The organism is bacterium (genome assembly GCA_016873475.1).
GTDB lineage: Bacteria > Krumholzibacteriota > Krumholzibacteriia > JACNKJ01 > JACNKJ01 > VGXI01.
Window position 1 is genome coordinate 1 of the sequence record VGXI01000048.1, and the last position, 17808, is coordinate 17808.

The 17808-nt window shown below is 69.8% G+C and carries 15 protein-coding genes; 10 read left to right on the forward strand and 5 right to left on the reverse strand.

The genetic code is table 11. The features are described 5' to 3' along the window. From FJ251_05985 to FJ251_05995, 3 genes are all read right to left on the reverse strand, one after another. Positions 1–1251: methionine synthase (locus FJ251_05985; protein MBM4117281.1), on the reverse strand; the 1251-nt coding region annotated here is incomplete at its 3' end. Beyond that, the gene (locus tag FJ251_05990) at positions 1251–3134 is read right to left on the reverse strand and encodes a bifunctional homocysteine S-methyltransferase/methylenetetrahydrofolate reductase (GenBank protein MBM4117282.1); all 1884 of its coding nucleotides are present in this window, start codon (positions 3132–3134) and stop codon (positions 1251–1253) included. The genes FJ251_05985 and FJ251_05990, both read right to left, overlap by 1 nt. Before the next feature lie 3 nt (positions 3135–3137). Beyond that, entirely contained in the window at positions 3138–3911 is a 774-nt protein-coding gene (locus tag FJ251_05995) for an NYN domain-containing protein (protein MBM4117283.1), read from the reverse strand. A 175-nt stretch (positions 3912–4086) separates the two neighbouring features. On the opposite strand from FJ251_05995, the gene FJ251_06000 reads away from it, so the two are divergent. Together FJ251_06000 and FJ251_06005 are read left to right on the forward strand one after the other, a co-directional pair. Beyond that, a complete protein-coding gene (locus FJ251_06000; protein MBM4117284.1) occupies positions 4087–4743 on the forward strand; it encodes a hypothetical protein in 657 nt (218 codons plus the stop codon). Between the two features lie 636 nt (positions 4744–5379). Further along, complete coding sequence (locus tag FJ251_06005) at positions 5380–6309, forward strand: Omp28-related outer membrane protein (protein ID MBM4117285.1); 930 nt, start codon at positions 5380–5382, stop codon at positions 6307–6309. A 79-nt stretch (positions 6310–6388) separates the two neighbouring features. Here FJ251_06005 and FJ251_06010 read toward each other — a convergent pair whose 3' ends face one another. Beyond that, positions 6389–8041: a hypothetical protein gene (locus tag FJ251_06010; protein ID MBM4117286.1), complete on the reverse strand. Its 1653-nt coding sequence runs from the start codon at positions 8039–8041 to the stop codon at positions 6389–6391. Positions 8042–8169: 128 nt separating this feature from the next. Here FJ251_06010 and FJ251_06015 point away from each other — a divergent pair, with 128 nt between their 5' ends. The 6 genes from FJ251_06015 to FJ251_06040 all read left to right on the forward strand — a co-directional run bounded on the left by FJ251_06015 (position 8170) and on the right by FJ251_06040 (position 15772). Continuing rightward, positions 8170–9291 carry a hypothetical protein gene (locus FJ251_06015; GenBank protein ID MBM4117287.1) on the forward strand — a complete coding sequence of 374 codons (1122 nt, stop codon included), beginning with the start codon at positions 8170–8172 and terminating at the stop codon, positions 9289–9291. A gap of 60 nt (positions 9292–9351) precedes the next feature. Next, positions 9352–10404 carry a hypothetical protein gene (locus FJ251_06020; protein ID MBM4117288.1) on the forward strand — a complete coding sequence of 351 codons (1053 nt, stop codon included), beginning with the start codon at positions 9352–9354 and terminating at the stop codon, positions 10402–10404. A 17-nt stretch (positions 10405–10421) separates the two neighbouring features. Further along, positions 10422–11483: a hypothetical protein gene (locus FJ251_06025; protein MBM4117289.1), complete on the forward strand. Its 1062-nt coding sequence runs from the start codon at positions 10422–10424 to the stop codon at positions 11481–11483. Between the two features lie 159 nt (positions 11484–11642). Beyond that, entirely contained in the window at positions 11643–13280 is a 1638-nt protein-coding gene (pruA, locus tag FJ251_06030; protein MBM4117290.1) for an L-glutamate gamma-semialdehyde dehydrogenase, read from the forward strand. Between the two features lie 439 nt (positions 13281–13719). Further along, complete coding sequence (locus FJ251_06035; protein MBM4117291.1) at positions 13720–15030, forward strand: hypothetical protein; 1311 nt, start codon at positions 13720–13722, stop codon at positions 15028–15030. Then, positions 15023–15772, forward strand: a complete 750-nt coding sequence (locus tag FJ251_06040; protein MBM4117292.1) for a hypothetical protein — start codon at positions 15023–15025, stop codon at positions 15770–15772. The genes FJ251_06035 and FJ251_06040 overlap by 8 nt, the downstream gene beginning before the upstream one ends. Here FJ251_06040 and FJ251_06045 read toward each other — a convergent pair. After that, on the reverse strand, positions 15757–16767 hold the full coding sequence (locus FJ251_06045; GenBank protein MBM4117293.1) for a polysaccharide deacetylase family protein: 1011 nt from the start codon (positions 16765–16767) through the stop codon (positions 15757–15759). The two genes, FJ251_06040 and FJ251_06045, sit on opposite strands and share 16 nt — an antisense overlap. Positions 16768–16896: 129 nt before the next feature. Between FJ251_06045 and FJ251_06050 the strand changes: the two genes are divergently transcribed. Then, positions 16897–17262, forward strand: a complete 366-nt coding sequence (locus FJ251_06050) for a DUF2089 domain-containing protein (protein ID MBM4117294.1) — start codon at positions 16897–16899, stop codon at positions 17260–17262. 85 nt (positions 17263–17347) lie between these two features. After that, the coding region (locus FJ251_06055; protein MBM4117295.1) for a hypothetical protein at positions 17348–17808 on the forward strand (461 nt) is incomplete at its 3' end.

The window sequence follows — 17808 nt, forward strand, 5'->3', positions numbered from 1 at the left end:
CCCCGCAGCGGGGCCGTCGATCAGGGAGTCGTCGAGATTGACGTCCAGCATGTTGGCGCCGCCGCGCACCTGATCGCGCGCGACCTCGAGCGCCGCCGCGTAGTCCCCCTCGCGGATCAGCCTTGCAAAGCGCCGCGAGCCGGAGACGTTCGTGCGCTCGCCTACCAGGAAGAGGTTGCTGTCCGCGCGGATCGCGGCCAGCTCGAGGCCGCTGAAGCGCGTGGGTCGCGGCGCGGCGGGCGGCGCCGGAATCGCCCGCGGCGCGAGGCCCCGCACGGCCTGCTCGATGGCGAGCGTGTGCGCGGGCACCGTCCCGCAGCAGCCACCGACCAGGTTCACCAGCCCGCTCTCGGCGAACTCCCTGATGAGCAATGCGGTGACGTCGGGCGTCTCCTCGTACTCGCCGAAGGCGTTGGGCAGGCCGGCATTCGGGTAGACGCTCACCGGCACCGGCGCGAAGGCCGCCAGCTCCGCGAGGGCCGGTCGGATCTCCCGCGCGCCGAAGCTGCAGTTGAGGCCGACCGAGAGCGGCGCCGCGTGCTCCACCGCGGCCCAGAACGCGGCCAGGGTCTGCCCGGAGAGGGTGCGCAGCGAGCGGTCGGTGACGGTGACCGAGATCATCACCGGCAGGCGCGCGCCGAGCTCGGCGAAGACGTCCTCGATCCCGAGCAGCGCCGCCTTGGCGTTGAGGGTGTCGAAGATCGTTTCGAGGAGCAGGATGTCCGCGCCCCCGGCGACGAGACCGCGCGCGGCGTCGGCGTAGGCGGCCTTCACCTGGTCGAAGCTCACCGCGCGGTAGCCCGGGTCCTCCACGCGCGGCGACAGCGACAGGGTCTTGTTCGTCGGGCCGAGCGAGCCCGCCACGAAGCGCGGGCGCGCGGGGTCCTTCGCCTCGCCGGCGTCGCAGACCGCGCGCGCGATGGCCGCTGCCGCGCGGTTCATCGCCGCGCAGTCGGCCTCGAGCCCGTAGTCGGCCTGGCTGATCGCCGTCGCGCTGAAGGTGTTCGTGGTCAGGATGTCCGCGCCGCAGTCCAGATAGGCCTCGTGCAGCTTCTGGATGATCGCCGGCTGCGTCAGATTGAGGACGTCGTAGTTGCCCCGCAGGTCGCGCCCATGCGCCGCGTAGCGCTCGCCGCGGAACTCGGCCTCGCTGAGGCCGAGGGTCTGGAGGTAGCTGCCCATCGCCCCGTCGATGATGAGGATGCGCTCGGCGAGCAGGGCGCGCAGGCGCGGGCCGGCGTCGGGGCGCATCAGGCGCCTCCCGGCCGGGCAGGCGCGAGGTCGCCCCGTAGCGCCTCGAGCAGGCGCCGCGCGATCTCGCCGCGATTGAAGGGCGCGCTGATCTGCAGGCCCTGCACCTCGCCGAGCACGGCGCGGCTCATCTCGAGCGCGATGGCGAGGCCCTCGGCGCGCTCGGCCTCGGGGTCGCCCGCCACGCGGCGCATGCGGGCGAGGATCGGCTCGGGGATGCTCACCCCCGGCACCTCGTTGGCGAGGAACTCGGCGTTGCGCGCCGACTGCAGGGGCCAGATGCCGGCGAGCACCGGGATGCGCACGTCGGCCACCGCGGCGAGGAAGCGCTCGAGCGGCTCGACGTCGAAGACCGGCTGCGTCACCGCGTACTCGGCGCCCGCGTCCACCTTCCAGCGGAAGCGCTCGATCTCGCGCTCGAGGTTGATCGCCGTCGGGTTGGCGCCGACGCCGATCAGGAAGCCCGTCGGCGCGCCGATCGCCCGGCCGCCGACGTCGTGGCCGTGGTTGAGACGGTGCACGAGGTTGGTGAGCCCGATCGAGTCGACGTCGAAGACCGGCGTCGCCTGCGGGTAGTCGCCGGCCACCGGTGGGTCGCCCGTGATGAGCAGCAGGTTGCGCAGGCCGAGCGCGTAGGCGCCGAGCAGGTCGGCCTGCATGCCGAGCAGGTTGCGGTCGCGGCAGACGTAGTGCAGCACGGGCTCGATACCCGTCAACTCGCGGGCGACGGTGACCGCCATCGCCAGGGGACTCAGGCGCGCGGTGGCGCGCGGGCCGTCGGGGATGTTCACGGCGTCGAAGCCGGCCTCGGCCATCTCGCGCGTGAGCGCGAGGATCTTCGCCAGCTCCCAGCCGCGGGGCGGCAGCAGCTCGACGCTGCAGATCTTCTCGCCCGCAGCGAGCCTGGCGGCGAGGCGGCTCTTGGCCGCCAGCGGCACGGGCTCGACGGCGCGCTCGGGCGCGGCCGCCTCGAAGCGCACGGCGTGCGTCGGGCGGCTGGGCGCCACGGCGCGCAGGCTCCGCGCGAGCGCAGCGATGTGCTCGGGGGTCGTGCCGCAGCAGCCGCCGATGATGCGCGCACCGGCCTCGATGAAGAGCCGGCCGTAGCGCGCGAAGTACTCCGGGCTCGAGAGATAGAAGTAGCGCTCCTCGACGCGCTTGGGATAGCCCGCATTCGGCTGCACCGAGAGCGGCAGACGAGTGAGTCCGCGCAGCTCCTCGAGCGCGCCGAGCATGATCTCGGGGCCCACGCTGCAATTGAGGCCGATGGCGTCCGGACCCGCGGCCGCGATGGCGGGCAGCGCGTCCGCGAGCGCCGAGCCGTAGAGCGTGAGCCCCTCTTCGTTCAGCGTGAGCTGGGCGATCAGGGGGAGCTGCGGCGCCGCCGCGCGCGCGCCGTGCACGGCCTCGACCAGCTCGCCTGGATTGGCGAAGGTCTCGAGCACGAAGAGCTCCACGCCGCCGGCCGCCAATGCCGCCGCCTGGGCGCGGAAGTGCTCGCGCGCCTCCTCGCGGCTCGTGGGTCCCCAGGGCTCGATGCGCAGGCCGAGGGGCCCGATTGCGCCGGCCACCAGCGTGCCCGGGTGGCCGGCCGCGACCTCCAGCGCCAGCTCGGCGCCGCGGCGGTTGATCGCTTCGCGCTGCTCGGCGATGTGGTGCTTGCCCAGCTTGACGGCGTTCGCGCCGAAGGTGTTGGTCGTCAGCACCTGGGCGCCGGCGCGCAGGTAGTCGGCGTGCACGCTGCGCACCATGTCCGGGTCTTCGAGATTGAGGGCGTCGAAGCAGCGGCCCAGGTGCACGCCGCGGGCGTAGAGACAGGTGCCCATGCCGCCGTCGAAGAGCAGCACTCCCTCGGCCAGCCGCCGCCGGAAGGCCTCGCGCATCGGCTAGCTGCCCTTGGCGCCGCGGCCGAGACCGGAGACCACGAAGGTGTTGCCGGCGCTCTTGTCGCGCGTCACCTCGATGAGGCCCTGGGCCGCCGCGTCCTCGAGCAGATCGCCGAAGGTGGAGAAGCCGGCGCTCTGCTCGTTGAAGCTGGGCTGCTTGCGCTTCATCGTGTCCTTGACCAGGGACGAGTAGAGCGTGCCGCGGCCCTCGCGCAGCAGCGCGGTCACCGTGGAGAGCAGGAGCTGGAAGGCCTTCTGCTTGGGCTTGGGCAGCTTCTCGAGCTGCACGAGCGTGGCCTTGGGCTCGGCGGCCTTGCCGAGGTCCTCGATGAAGATGAACTCGTCGCAGGCGTCCACCAGGAGGTCGCTGGCCGCTTCCTTGAGCGCCATGCCGACGATCACGCGCCGGTTCTCGCGCAGCTTGTTGACGAGGGGGGTGATGTCGCTGTCGCCCGAGACGATGACGAAGGTGTCGATGTGCTCCTTCGCGTAGCAGAGCTCCATGGCGTCGACGACGAGCCGGATGTCGGCGCTGTTCTTGCCCGAGATGCGCGGCTTGGGGATCTCGATCAGCTCGATGCCGGCGCTGTGCAGCTCGTCCTTCTCCTTGGGGTAGCGCGACCAATCGGCGTAGGCGCGCTTGACGACCACCTTGCCCTTTTCGAGCAGGCGGTCGAGGACGGCCTTGATGTCGAAGCGGCCGCCGCGGCCGCGGCCGGCGCGGCCGATGGCCACGTTGTCGAAGTCGATGAAGAGCGCGAGCTGGCTCTCCAGACGGGTACCGTTCACGGCACCTCCAGTGCGGATGGAATGAGGCGGCAGCGCGGAAGCGCGCCGCGGGACGATGGCCTACTCTGGCACGGCGGCCGGCGGCGGTCAATGGCGCGGATTGACGCCTTGTCGCGCCCACCGCGAAGGGCTATCCTCGATGCGAGCCACACGGGAGGCCGTGGCGATGGGCAGTTGGCGCACCCTGAGTCTGATCGGACTCGCAGCTCTGATGAGCGGCAGCCGCGTCGCCCACGCCGTCCCCGCTCTGACCCTGGAAGGCCACGGCCGGGAGACCGGCGGGCTCGCCGTGTCGAACCTGGGCGATACGCTCTGGGTCGTCGGCAGGGTCACCGATGTCGAGGCCAACCCCGGGCTGCCCTACTCGCCGGCGCAGTGCGAGTACACCTTCGCCATCACTGGCCTGATTTCCAGCGGCGAGCACGGCGAAGGTTTCAACCGCATCGTCGTCTACTCCGGCGGTCAGCTCGCGATCTACAGCGACTCGCAGTTCAATGCCGATTGGTTGGCCCCGCAGACGGCCGCTGAACCGCCGGCCTGCTTCCGCGATGGCGAACTCTGGTTCGTCGCCGCGGTGCAGGTCTGCTACCGGGTGTACAGCTCGCAGCATGCCGGCGGCCTCTACTGCCAGTTCGAGGCGGTGGGCGGCACGGCGCTGTCCTGGCTCGATGAGTTGCGGTGGTTCTTTGGCGAGCGAGAGGAGACGCCCGGAGATCTCGTCGCACTCGGCTATGAGCTGACGCTGGCCGGACGCATGTCCACCTGGTGGGAGGATCCGATGCCGAACGGCTGGGGCGCGATCAAGGCGCTGTACTGATCAGTAGAGCGCCTTGACCTGACTCCAGCTCGTCTCCGCCGCGGCGGACGCGCAGGCCGCGCAGCCCTGACCGAAGGCGCCGATCCCGAGCGGCAGGCAGGGGCTGTCCGCGCAGAGCGAGCAGTCACCTGCCGTTGGGTCGCAGAAGAGCGGGTCGGCCAGGATGGTCCCGCATCACCCCGCCGCCGAATCCCTGCTGCGCCCCACCCGTCGCCTGACAGCGGCTGATGACGCGACTCGTCACGCTCAGGGAGCTCTCGACGTAGAGTCCGCCCCCCTGCTCGGCCACGCACCAGTCGATGCAGGCGGCAGCGCGGAAGTGCGCCGCTGGACGATGGCCTGCTCTTGCACGGCGGCGGGCGGCGGTCAATGGCAGGAATCCGGCAGGTCGCTCTGAATACCCGATTATCTAGTGGAATTATCGCGGGTCTTATGCGCCGAAAGCTGTCATGATGATGAGCCCCTACTTCTCACCCTGATTCGGAGGCAGCCATGTTCAAGACCTTTCGGCCACTCGTCGCCGGCATCGCCCTCATCACGATAGCAAGTAGCGCTGTCGCGGTGCCGCGCACGATGCTGTTCGAGAAGTTCTCCAATACCGGCTGAAGCGCCTGTGCATCGGCGGAGCCGATCTTCTTGCAGTTCCTGGCCGACCACCCCGACGACACCGTCGCCATCATCTGGCACGCGAACTTCCCCTACCCGCTCGATCCCTTCTACGCGCACAACGTGACGGCCAACCAGGGCCGCCTGAACTACTACAGCATCACGAGTGTGCCGCGCGTGAGGGTCGACGGCCTGAACGCATCGACAAGCTACAACTCGCTGCTCACCGCCTACAACAATCGCCTGGCCGTGCCGACGGACCCGAGCCTCGACATCAGCGGCAGTTGGGATCCCGACACCCGCGCCGTCCAGGTAACCGCCACCGCCACCACGACGAGCGCGATGACCGCGCAGTACGTGCTGCACATCATGCTCACGGAGAGCGAGGTCTACTTCGACGGAACGAACGGCATCGACTGGCATCAGCACACGCTGCGCGATGCCTTCCCCGGGATCACCGGCACGCCGGTCAGTTTCAGCGGCGAGTTCCCGCAGAGCGCCCAGGTCTCGGTGGATTTCACGCTGCCGACCGGAGCGCCACCGCACGAGTACCGACCCGATTTCTGCGAGATCGTCGTCTTCGTGCAGGAGGTGGGCACGGCCGCTGTGCTGCGTGAGGTGCATCAGGCCGCTGCCGTTCCGCTCATCGACCTCGCCCAGACGCCGGTGGAGAGCTTGCCCGCGGCGCCGAGACTCGGCCAGCCCTTCCCCAATCCCTTCAATCCGAGCGTGGCGCTCCCCGTGCAACTCGCCGAGGCGAGCGAGGTGGCGCTGCGCGTCCTCGATGCGCAAGGGCGCCAAGTGCGCACGCTCCACGCCGGCACCCTCGGCGCCGGCAGTCACGCTTTGCACTGGGACGGCCGCGATGACGCCGGCCGGCGGCTGGGCAGCGGTGTCTACTTGGCGCAACTCATCCACGCGGGCGGCCGCGAGAGCCGCCGGCTCGTGCTTCTGAAGTAGCGCGCCGACTGCTCGGAGAGGGAAGCGAAGACGCGCCGCACTCCTCGGGGAGGCGGCGCGCTCTCACAGGGGGCATGCCCTAGCGCAGCTTCAGCGCCTTGAGCGGCGCACCCCCACCGCTGGCAGCGCGCAGCAGGTAGACGCCCGCCGGCAGCTCGCGACCCCCGGTGTCGCGGCCGTCCCAGCTGCCGCGCCCGTTCGCCAGCGCGAGGCGCCGCACGCAGCGGCCCGTCGAGTCGTAGATCGCGACCTCCACCGCGGCGCCGCGGCTTGCCGCCGCGAGTTCGAGGCGCTCGCGGAAGGGCCGCGGCCAGGCGGCGAGAATGGGCGCGGCGGGCAGCGTCTCGACGGCAGTCAGATCCGGCGCCACGGCCGTGCGGTAAAGCGCCGCCGGCGCCGCGATCGGCCGGCGCTCGACGCGGCCACTGAGATCGGCCGCTTCGAGGTAGTACTCGATCTCGGCGCTGGGCGCCTGCGCCGGCAGCCAGGCGCGCAGGCTGTCGCCGGCGAGGGGCAGGAGCGGCACGCTGGCGAAATCGGTCGCCCCCGCGAGGCGCCAGTGCAGTGCGCAGCCGGCCAGGTCCAGGCCCGCGTCGCTGCGGTCGTCGACGAAGGCCGTCACCGGCCAGTCGGCCGCGGGGATCTCGGCCGGTGGCGGCGCCAGGTCCACGCGCAGCATGCCGCGGTCGAAGATGCCCATCGTCCGGCAGTGCAGGGCGTCGTAGTTGTACCAGGAGCCGGTGAAGCCGAGCACCTCGTAGCCCGGCATGGCGTCTCGATAGGCCTGGAGTGCCGGCGCGTCGCCCTCGCAGTTCAGGATCGGCACCAGCACCTTCTTGCCGAGGATCAGCGCGTTCGTGTAGGCGGCCATGCCCACGTTCGGAAAGGGCCCGCAGTGCACGCGCACGACGCGCAGCGGATTGCCGTAGCAGCTCGTCAGCCCGGCCAGGATCTGCGCGTTCTGCTCCACGTAGGGCGCGTTCTGGTGGCCCGGGTAGAGCTGCTTGACGATCACCGTTTCCTCGTCGAGGAACTTCGCCACGCAGTCGATGTGCTGGATGCCGTAGCTCTCGGTGTTGGGCAGGACGACCAGCTCGCTCACGCCGCACCAGCTCGCCACGGCTGCGCGGAAGGCGGCCTCGCTGAGGTGGTCGTTCTCCGAGACCTGCGCCTCGGAGCAGAAGGCGCGGCCGTGGCCGTCATACATGATGTTCCCGCCCGTCAGGTAGAAGGGCGGCTGCCAGAGCGGCTCGCCGCCCAGGTAGGCGGCGAACTGGGCCGGCGTGTCGTCGTCCTGCTCGTAGCCGGTCGCCTCGCGCGGAATCCACGGGTAGCCGTCGAACCAGGGGTCGAGGATGCCCCAGTTGCCCGCGCCGTCGAAGAGGCACTGCGGTCCCCAGTCGCGGCTCCAGTGCGACCAGCTGTCCGCCACCACCCACTGCACATGGGCCAGGTTCACACCCGCAGCCGTGAAGGTACTCGTCGCGCTCGCGATCTGGCTCGAGAGGATGATCACGTAGAGCGTGTCGTCCTCGGCCAGCTCGCGCACCAGGGCGGTGGAGATGCCCAGCGGCCAGCGGATCATCACACCCTCGACGGGTTCCCATTCGGCGCACATCCGCACGGGGGCCGGTGGCTGGGCGAAGGCAAGCGCGGGAAACAGAGCGAAGCAAGTGGCAAGCGCGAGGTACAGGCGCAACATGGCGACCTCCGGTCGAGGAGCCACGCTCATTATAGCAGACTCCGGAGGGTGCGCACCGGGATCTTGCCAGCGTCGGCTCCCCGCCCGCAGCGCCTTCCCGCCACCCCGCGCGCCATGCTATGCTTGTCGCGGTCGTGTCGGAACCTTGAAGGACAACCATGCTGCGCAGCCAGTGGTTCCGCGCCTCGCGCGCCGTCGCGCCCCTATTCCTCGCGCTCCTCGCCGCCTTGCCCGCCGCCGCCCGCACGCTGCGCGTGAGCGCGGAGCCCGGAGCGCTCGAGCTGGCGCTCGCGCTCAGCCTGGACGGCGACACGCTGCGCCTCGCGCCCGGCCTCTACGGCAGCTCGCCCCTGCCCACCGACCTCGGCCCGACCCTCTTCGTGCTCGAGCGACCGCTCACCCTGATCGGCGAGGAGGGCGCCGTCCTGCACGGCGGGCTGACCGCGCGTCTCCTGCTCGTGGAGCCCGAGGCGAGCGGCAGCAAGCTCGTGAACCTGGAGCTGCGCGGCGGTCTGGCCTGGGCAGGCGGCGCCCTCTTCAGCCGCGGGGCCGAGGTGGAGCTGCACCACTGCAAGCTGAGCGAGAACGTCGGCCAGTGCGACGGCGGCGCCATCTACGCCGAGGGCGGCAACCTCGTCCTTTCCGCCTGCAACTTCGAAAGCAATCGCGCGGGCGAGCACGGCGGGGCGCTCTACATCGTGGGTGGCGCAGCGCAGGTGCGCGCCTCGGCCTTCATCGGCGACGATGCGGCCCTCGGCGGCGCGCTCTATCTCGCGCCGCGCGGGCAGGCGCAGCTCGAGTCCTGCCTGCTCGTCGATGGCAGCGCGGTCCAGGGCGGCTGGGCCTGCGTCGACGACGGCTTCCTCTCCGCGCGGCAGACGACCTTCTTCGGCCTCGCGAACGAGCCCGAGAGCGGCGGCATCCGCCTGCGCGGCGAGCGCGGCAGCGCCTTCCTGGAGACGAGCATCCTCTGCTTCGCCGGCGGGCCGGCCCTGAGCGGCGAGCGGGCGGGCGCGGCGATGCTGGTCTGCTGCAACGTCTACGGCAACCGCGGCGGCGACTGGGCGGGGCCCGTGGCCGCCCAGGCCGCGCTCGGCGGCAACCTCTCGGCCAACCCCGCCTTCTGCGGCCTGCGCCGCGGCCACTTCGGCCTCGATCCGCGCTCGCCCTGCGCGCCGGCGAACAACCCCTGCGGCGAGCTGATCGGCGCCCTCGACGTCGGCTGCACGGACGAGGGACCGGAGGACGCCACCGCCGCGCGCTCGGAGGGTGAGAACTAGCGCCTATCGCGGTCGGCCTCCATGCTATACTGAGCCGGGATTTCGAGTCGGAGGTGCGTCGTGCCGCGGCACTCCCGTGCGCTGGTTTGGCTGTGCCTGCTGGCAGCGCCCGCCCGGGCGGAGGTCCGCACAGTCCCCGGCGATTACCCGACGATCCAGGCCGCCATCGACGCGGCCGGTCCGGGTGACGAGATCCTCATCGCCGCCGGCACCTACGCCGTGGCGGCGCCGCACATCCTGCCGCCGGGTGGGATCAGCCCCCGGGGCGAGGGCGAGGTCGTGCTGACCGGCAGCACGGACGCCTACTTCGAGGTCGTCCAGGTACAGAACCTGGACCGCTTCCGCTTCGAGAACCTCCGCTTCGCGAGCAACCCGGTCGCGATCCGCACGCCGGTCCCCAGCCACCCCTTCCACGAGACCCGCCTCGAGGTGGAGGGTTGCCGCTTCGACGCGAACGGCATCGGGATCAGCGCCCGCAACGCCGGCCAGTTCCGGCTGACGAACAGCCGCTTCGAAGGCGGCAGCACCAGCGTCTACCTCCTGCACGCCTGGATGCAAGCGGCCGACTGCGTCTTCCTCGGGCCCACGCGCGCGATCCAGACGGAGGACGGCCTGACGGAGCGCCTCGTCGAGCGCTGCCTCTTCGTGGACTGCGCCAGCTACTACGGCGCCGTGTCGGTGGACAAGGACGAGTACTTCGTCCTCGCGAACTGCACCTTCGATCGCTGCGGCACGGCCAACGGCGCGGCGATCTCCTCGCGTCGGGGCGGGACGGTCGTGCTCGAGCATTGCATCGTCGTCAACGGCCCCGGCCTCGCCTTCGGCTGCATCGGCGGTCTGGGCAACCTCTTCATCGTGAGCTGCTCCGACCTGTGGAACAACGCCGGCGGCAACTGGCACGCCTGCGCCTACGGCGGGCCGGAGCAGAACGGCAACTTCTCGGCCGACCCGCGCTTCTGTGACGCCGCCGCGGGCGACTACACGCTCAGCGCGGCCTCGCCCTGCGCGCCGGCCAACAATCCATGCGGCGAGTTGATCGGCGCCTACCCGGCGAGCTGCGCGGCGACGGCCGCCGCGGCAACTAGCTTCAGCGCGGTGAAGAGCCTCTACTGATGATAGGAGGTGGGGAATTGCGCATCGTATTCGCAGTGTTCGCGCTCCTGTCCGCGTTCTGCAGCCTTGGGCAGGCAGCCATCATCCGCGTGCCGGCTGATCAGCCAACGATCCAGGCGGCGATCGATGCCTCGAGCTCCGGCGACGAGATCGTCATCGCTGCCGGCACCTATGATGTCGCCTCTCCGCACGCACTCCCCCAGGGCGACCTGGCTTTCCGCGGCGTCGGCCAGGTCGTTCTGACCGGCAGCACGAGTGCCTTCTTCCAAGCGGTCCGTCCGCTCATCGAGAATCGATTCCGCTTCGAGAACCTCACCTTCGCGGGCAATCCGATCGGGATCTATACGCCGGTGCCCGCGGCGGACCTGCTGCGGACGCACCTGGAGCTGCAGAATTGCTGGTTCAGCGAGAACGATAAGGGCATCTGGGCTCGCAACTACGGCGACCTGAACGTCACGGACTGCCGGTTCGAGGGCGGTGGCACCGCGATCTACCTCCTCTCTGCCACGCTCCACGCACAGGACTGCACCTTCATCGGCCTACAACTGGCGATCCACAGCGATGACGCCCCGCCATCGGGTCTTATGGAGCGCTGTCTGTTTGCCGACTGCACGGGTCCGAACGGTACGTTGTGGCTCCCCTGGTCCTCCGATTTCACCCTTCGGCAGTGCACCTTGGACGGCTGCGGCGCGCCCGGTGGCGCTGCAATCGTCTCGACGTTTCTCTCGTGGATCAATTTGGACCGCTGCATCGTCACCAATGGCGCCGGCGCTGCCTTCGCCTGCGGCTTTGAGAACATCTACCTGACCTGCTCGGACATCTGGAACAACGCGGAAGGCGACTGGAACGACTGCGCAATCGGCGGGCCCAATGACCTCGACAACTTCTCGGCCGATCCGCTCTTCTGCAACCCTGGCGCCGGCGACTACACGATCGACGCCAACTCGCCCTGCGCGGCGAGCGGCAATGACTGCGGGGTGATCGTCGGCGCCTTCGCCGTGGGCTGCGGCGTCACCGGCATCCCCGAGCTGCCGCCGGTCGAGGCAACCAGCCTCAGCGCGATCAAGAGCCTGTACTAGCCGCAAAGCCTGACCTGGCGCGGAATCCCCGGGGCTTGCCAGGCGCCGGGGATTTCGCTTTCATGGAGCGGTTTCGGCGGGGTCGTCGGGCCGGCGCGGAGAGTCGACGTCCTCCCGCTGCCGCCCGAGTCGCCCGCGATCCGCTGGCAAGGAGGCGCCATGGCGCACGGCATCTTCCGGCTTCCCACCCCCATCAACGAACCGATCCTCGAGTACCGCCCGGGCAGTCCCGAGCGCAAGGCGCTGCAGGCCAAGCTGAAGGAGCTCGCCGGCAAGGAGCTCGAGATCCCGCTCGTCATCGGCGGCAAGGCCGTGAAGACGGGAAAGCTCGCCGACTGCGCAATGCCCCATGACCATGGGCACGTGCTGGCGCGCTGCCACCTGGCCGGCAAGGCCGAGGTGGCGCAGGCCATCGACGCGGCGCTCAAGGCGCGCGCCCAGTGGGCGCGCCTGCCCTGGCAGGAGCGCGCGGCCATCTTCAAGCGCGCCGCGGACCTGCTGGCGACGAGCTGGCGCTCCACCCTGAACGCCGCCACCATGCTCGGCCAGAGCAAGAACGCCTTCCAGGCCGAGATCGACGCCGCCTGCGAGCTGATCGACTTCTTCAACTTCAACGTGAAGTACATGGAGGCCATCTACGCCGAGCAGCCGCCGGTCAGCCCCAAGGGCACCTGGAACCAGCTCGAGCAGCGGCCGCTGGAGGGCTTCGTCTTCGCGGTGACGCCCTTCAACTTCACGAGCATCGCGGGCAACCTGCCCAGCGCGCCGGCGCTGATGGGCAACGTGGTGGTCTGGAAGCCCGCCTCGAGCAGCCTCTACAGCGGTTGGTTCCTGATGCAGCTCTTCCAGGCGGCGGGCGTGCCGGACGGCGTCATCAACTTCGTGCCCGGGCCGGGCAGCGCCGTCGGCCCGATCGTCATGGCCCACCCCGCCCTCGCCGGCATCCACTTCACGGGCTCGACGCGCGTCTTCCACGACATGTGGAAGACCGTCGGCGCGAACATCGCCAGCTACAAGAGCTACCCGCGCATCGTGGGCGAGACGGGCGGCAAGGACTTCGTCGTCGCGCATCCGAGCGCGGACGCGGACGAGGTGGCCGTGGGCCTCGCGCGCGGCGCCTTCGAGTACCAGGGCCAAAAATGTTCGGCGGCGAGCCGGGCCTACATCCCGAAGAGCCTGTGGCCCAAGGTGCAGAAGAAGCTGCTGGCCATCCTGGCCGACATGAAGATGGGCGACCCGGCCGACTTCACCAACTTCGTGAACGCGGTGATCGACGCCGGCGCCTACCGGGACATCGCGGGCTACATCGATTACGCGAAGAAGAGCAAGCGCGCTGAAGTCATCGCGGGCGGCAAGTGCGACGACCGCAAGGGCTGGTTCATCGAGCCCACCGTGGTGGTCACCGACGACCCCCACTTCAAGCTGATGGAGGAGGAGATCTTCGGCCCTGTGCTGACGATCTACGTCTACGAGAACCGCGACTGGCTCAAGACGCTCGCCCTGGTCGACACGACCAGCCCCTACGCGCTCACCGGCGCCGTCTTCGCGCGGGATCGCGCGGCGGTGATCGAGGCGCGCGAGGCATTGGTCAACGCGGCCGGCAACTTCTACATCAACGACAAGCCGACGGGCGCGGTGGTCGGCCAGCAGCCCTTCGGCGGCGCGCGGGCCAGTGGCACCAACGATAAGGCCGGCAGCGCGCTCAACCTGCTGCGCTGGGTGAGCCCGCGGACGGTGAAGGAGAACTTCATCCCGCCGACGGACTACCGCTACCCCTTCCTCGAGCCGGACAAGTAGGCGCGCCGCGCCCGAGCTACTCGCCATCCGCCCCCGGGGGCCGCTTGCCGCGGCCCCGTTTCCTCTGTAGACTTCGGACGCGGCGGAGGTGCGGTCGATGCGCAGTACTGCTTGGCGATCCCGGCGAGCATTTGCATCCTGTGTGATGGCTTTGGTGCTCTGTACCGCGGCTCCTCGCTCTGAGCCTGTCCGTGTGAGCTACACACCCGAGCTTTCGGATTCGGAGGTCCATTCCCCCCTCCTGCGGATTCGGTCCGGACTCGCCAGTACAAGCAACACTGAGCGATTCGACGCTTTCGAGCTGCTTCGCGATCTCTCCAAGGCCGCAGCGCGCTACGATCCCTACACCGCCCACCCCCTTACGGAGACGCAGCTCTGGTTGGGGAGAGCGCTGCCACAACCCGACGGGTTTGCAGGGTGGGCTACTGGCGTTCGACAGTTGCTGCGCGAGGAGATCGGCTCCGATCTCGTGGTGATCCTTGACGATCCCGCACATCGCTGGACTACCCTTCGCATCGCTGGCGCCATCCGCTGGGAGAGTCCCACCTTCTACGAGCTTGCGCTGGCGGGCCTTGACAGCACCGATGCCGTTCAACGCGCGGCAGCAGCCAGCTATCTCGGCCTCGTCGGGCCTCGGGGGATCGAGCTGACGCTGAATGCCCTCTCGGAGGCAGATAGTACCCAGCGACGGAACCGATTCGCCGTCTTCGCTGCCGCAGCGACCTTCGAGGACTTGCCTCCGATACTGTCAGCGACGTTGTCCGATACTTTGGCCAGGGCGTTGGTCGATTGCGACCCCCGCATCCGCGACACCGCATCGTATGCGCTCTGCTGGCCGGGGCTGGCTGCCGATCGACTTCTCCCGGCCATCCTCGCAGGTACTACATCCAGCGATGCCGTACTCGCTCGTCATTGCTCGGAGGCACTGCTCTGCCCTCAGTACCACCGCGCTGGGCACCGGGAGACTATCCTTGACCTCCTCGATGGCGAGAGCGCCGAGTCCAGTCGGTTCGCTCTGCTCTGGCTCGTACAAGAGCCGGACTCTGATGAACGGTTGGTCGCTGCCTTGGACAATCGCCACGCGGGTACGCGCTCGGCAGCGCTCCGAGTCCTTTGTGAGCGGAGACCCGATGATCCGAGACTGCCGAAGCTAATCCGAAAGCAGCTCGCAGACCTTTCGACTCAAGATGCTGCTGCCAAGGTCTGCCTACTGCTCGATCGTCGTGCTGTTGGGCTTGCCGACGCGCTGGAGCTTTCGGCTGCCCGGGCTACGAACATGCCTTCGCGACTGGTAGCGCTGCATGCGCTCGCAGCAGTCGCAGTGGACTCGAGTCACGTCGCAGAGGTGCTCCTGGCCCACTATGAAGCCGCTACGGACAGTGCCTACGGATCCGCGGAACGCCAGTCGATCCTGCAGGCACTGCCGCGGCTGGGGGTAGCGGCAGCGAACTTCCTTCCTGAGCTCGAGGCTATCCTTGCGGATCCGGAGAATGGCGCCTATCGCGATGCACTCGATGTCATTGCCGCGATCGGACCTGCCGCCTGTCGAGCCGCCCCACTGGTCGTCCAGTTCTTGGCCACCGATCGACCCTACTGGATCCAGGCGGAGGCGGCTGCCGCACTCGTGGCCCTGGCGTGCTACCCTTGTAGTGCCCGAGGGGAAATCGAGCGATTGCTCATGATCGGGCATCTGGAGCCGGAGCTTCGTGGACGCCTGGTGAATCTCGTGGATGGGATTGGGTGTGACTAGGTCACCGACCGTACTCGCGATCTTCGTCGCCTTCTCCCTCGCAGGCCTCGCCTGCGACGAGGACCCCGCCGGCCCAGCGGACGGCCCACCGCCCGGCCTCGTCGGGACTGTGCTCGACGCGACCGGCGCGCCCGTGGGCAATGCGCCGGTGGGGCTGATCTACGGCATCGACAACGGACAGGCGGGCTGGCCGCCGGCTGAGATCGGCGGCGCGGCGCCCGCGCCCCGCGAAACGGTGACCCTGCGCGTCACGCTCGCCGAGCCGGGCGAGGTGCGCTTCCTCGTCTGGGACTTCCTCTACCGCACGCAGCGCGTGCTGCTCGACGGCGCGCAGCTCGCAGCGGGCGACCACCAGGTCGAGTTCGACTGGACCGACGACGCGGGCCTGCCGCTGCCCAACGGCCTCTACGGCACGCTGCTGCTGCTCGACGGCCCGGGTTTCTCGATCGACATCCAGCAGACGAGCGGCCTGCTGCGCAACACGCTGAGCCTGGACTTCGGCACGGAGATCGGCGCGCTCGTCACCACCGATGCGGGGGGCGGCTTCCGCATTCCCTACGCGGAGTTGCCCATCGGCGAGTGGGCCTACTGCTGGGACGGCCAGGACGGCGTCTGCACGATTCCGGACTCGCTGTGGGTGCAGTCGGCGAGCGGCGGGCTCGCTGCGCGGCGCTTGCTGCGCCTCGACGATCTCGACAGCGACCTGCCGGTGACCCTGCGCCTCGCTCAGCCGCGCGACTGATCCCGCTGCTCGGGCTCACGCGCCGCCTCATCGCGGGTCTCGCGGGCGCTGCCTGCTCCCGCCGCGGCGGCCCGGGTGCGCTCGGGCGCTGCAGGCGCCATGGGCGCCGCCTGCGGCAGCGCCAGCGCCCGCCCCCACTCCCGATCGACCCAGGCCAGCGTGCCGCTCACCTTGGCCGCGAAGCGGTACCGGTGCGGCTCTGCGTCGAGCCGGGGCAATGCGAGCACACCACTGCCACGGACGGCGTAACCCTCCCGGGGCATGAGCACCGACCGGTAGCCGAAGGCGGCCAGCTTGCCGGGATCGACGAGACCCTCGGCGCCGAGGGGACAGGCGAAGTGCCGCACCGGGTAGCCGAGCTGCTGCTCGATGTCGAGCCCGACTCGCCAGAGCGCGCGCTCGATGTCCCCCTCGGCTGCCAACGCCGCGCAGTCGGTGTCCGCGCGGCCGTGGTTGCCCACGCGCAGGATCGCCGGGTCCAGGGCGCGCAACTCGCGCCAGCTCGCCAGCGCCGCCTCGCCCGCGCCCTCGGGCGCCGGCTCCGCCGGCACCAGGCCCGGCGCCACGAAGAGGACGCCGCAGGCGCCCAGCGCCCGCATCACCGGGTAGGCGCGCATCACCGTGCTGCGCAGCCCGCCCTCGAAGCAGAGCGAGACGATGCGGCCCGGACGGCGGCCTGCGAGCGCGTCCACGAACTCGTCGATACCCAGGAAGCGGTAGCCAGCGGCGTGCAGGTCGTTGATCTGCCGGCGGAAGATCGGGAGCGGGAAGCTGCCGTCACCGCCGTCGGCGGAATCAGCGAGCGGTGGATAGCGCAGCAGGAAGGCGCGCGGGCGCAGGAGGCGTCCCAGGGCGTTGCCGCCGAGACGGTGGAGCAGTAGCAGACGAGAGTCCGCGCGGCGGGGATGCATCGGAGGCACCTCTGAGCCAAGATGATGTCGAGCCGGGGACGTCCTGCTGGAGCGATGGCTGAGAGAGAGTAGCCGAAACCGCATCTTTTCGCAAATCTCAGAATCGAGATCCTGGCTAGGGCCTCCTGGTCCTCGATTGCCTAAGATTGTTCAACCAAAGCATTGACAATCTCAATTCCACATAGCTAGAATGTGTCTGAAAGTGAGGTACGCATGGATATCGCCAAGGCTGTTTGCCCGGGCTGCGGGCAGGCGATGCGGATCCGCCAGCTCCACTGCGAGCCTTGCGGCCTGAACCTGGACGGGGATTTCGAGGTGTCCGCCCTGGCCCGCCTCAGCCTGGAGGAGCAGGTCTTCCTGACCGCCTTCCTGCGCCAGCACGGCAACATCCGGCGCATGGAGCGGCTCTTCGGGATCAGCTACCCCACCGTCAAGAACCGCCTGAACGCGCTCGCGGCCAAGCTGGACCGCCAGTTCAAGGTGCCCACGCCGGAGCTGCAAGTGCTCGAGCAGCTCGAGCGCGGCGAGATCGACGTGAAGCAGGCGCTCGCGCGCCTGGAGCCGGTGGAGGACGACTAGGCCCCGCCGCAGGGACTCCGACCCGCGCGGCCGAGGCGAAACCGCCCGGCGACGCGCGCTCCGATCGCAAGCCGAGGAGGCTGCCATGTCCGAAGAACGCAAGAAGGTCCTGGAGCTGCTGGCTTCCGGGAAGATCAACGCCGAAGAGGCCGACCGTCTGCTCGAGCGCCTGCAGGGGCGCGGCCAGGCTGGGCCGGGCCACGGCCACGGCTGGGGCCGCCGGCATCGCCTGCGCGGCGCCACGGAGCCCGCGGGCGAGGCCGCACCGCTGCTACCCGCCCCCGGGGGCGGGCTCGACAGCGAGACCGGCGCGCGGCCCCTGCCCCGCTACCTGCGCGTGCTGGTCGCGAGCGCGGAGGGCGAGAGCGTCAACATCCGCGTCCCGCTCAAGCTCGTGCGCACGGGCATCAAGCTCGGCGCCATGCTGCCCAAGGACGCCAAGATGAAGATCGAGGCCAAGGGCATCGACCTGGAGAGCCTCAGCGGCAAGGGCGGCGAGGAGCTGATCGCGGCGATCGAGGAACTGGAGATCGACGTCGCCGACCC

What these genes read in the sequence shown, in the direction of transcription:
- FJ251_05990 (MBM4117282.1), bottom strand. Translation starts at nt 3,134, where the DNA reads ATGCGCGAGGCCTTCCGGCGGCGGCTGGCCGAGGGAGTGCTGCTCTTC.
- FJ251_06010 (MBM4117286.1), bottom strand. Translation starts at nt 8,041, where the DNA reads ATGAGCGTGGCTCCTCGACCGGAGGTCGCCATGTTGCGCCTGTACCTC.
- FJ251_06015 (MBM4117287.1), top strand. Translation starts at nt 8,170, where the DNA reads ATGCTGCGCAGCCAGTGGTTCCGCGCCTCGCGCGCCGTCGCGCCCCTA.
- pruA (MBM4117290.1), top strand. Translation starts at nt 11,643, where the DNA reads ATGGCGCACGGCATCTTCCGGCTTCCCACCCCCATCAACGAACCGATC.
- FJ251_06045 (MBM4117293.1), bottom strand. Translation starts at nt 16,767, where the DNA reads ATGCGGTTTCGGCTACTCTCTCTCAGCCATCGCTCCAGCAGGACGTCC.
- FJ251_06050 (MBM4117294.1), top strand. Translation starts at nt 16,897, where the DNA reads ATGGATATCGCCAAGGCTGTTTGCCCGGGCTGCGGGCAGGCGATGCGG.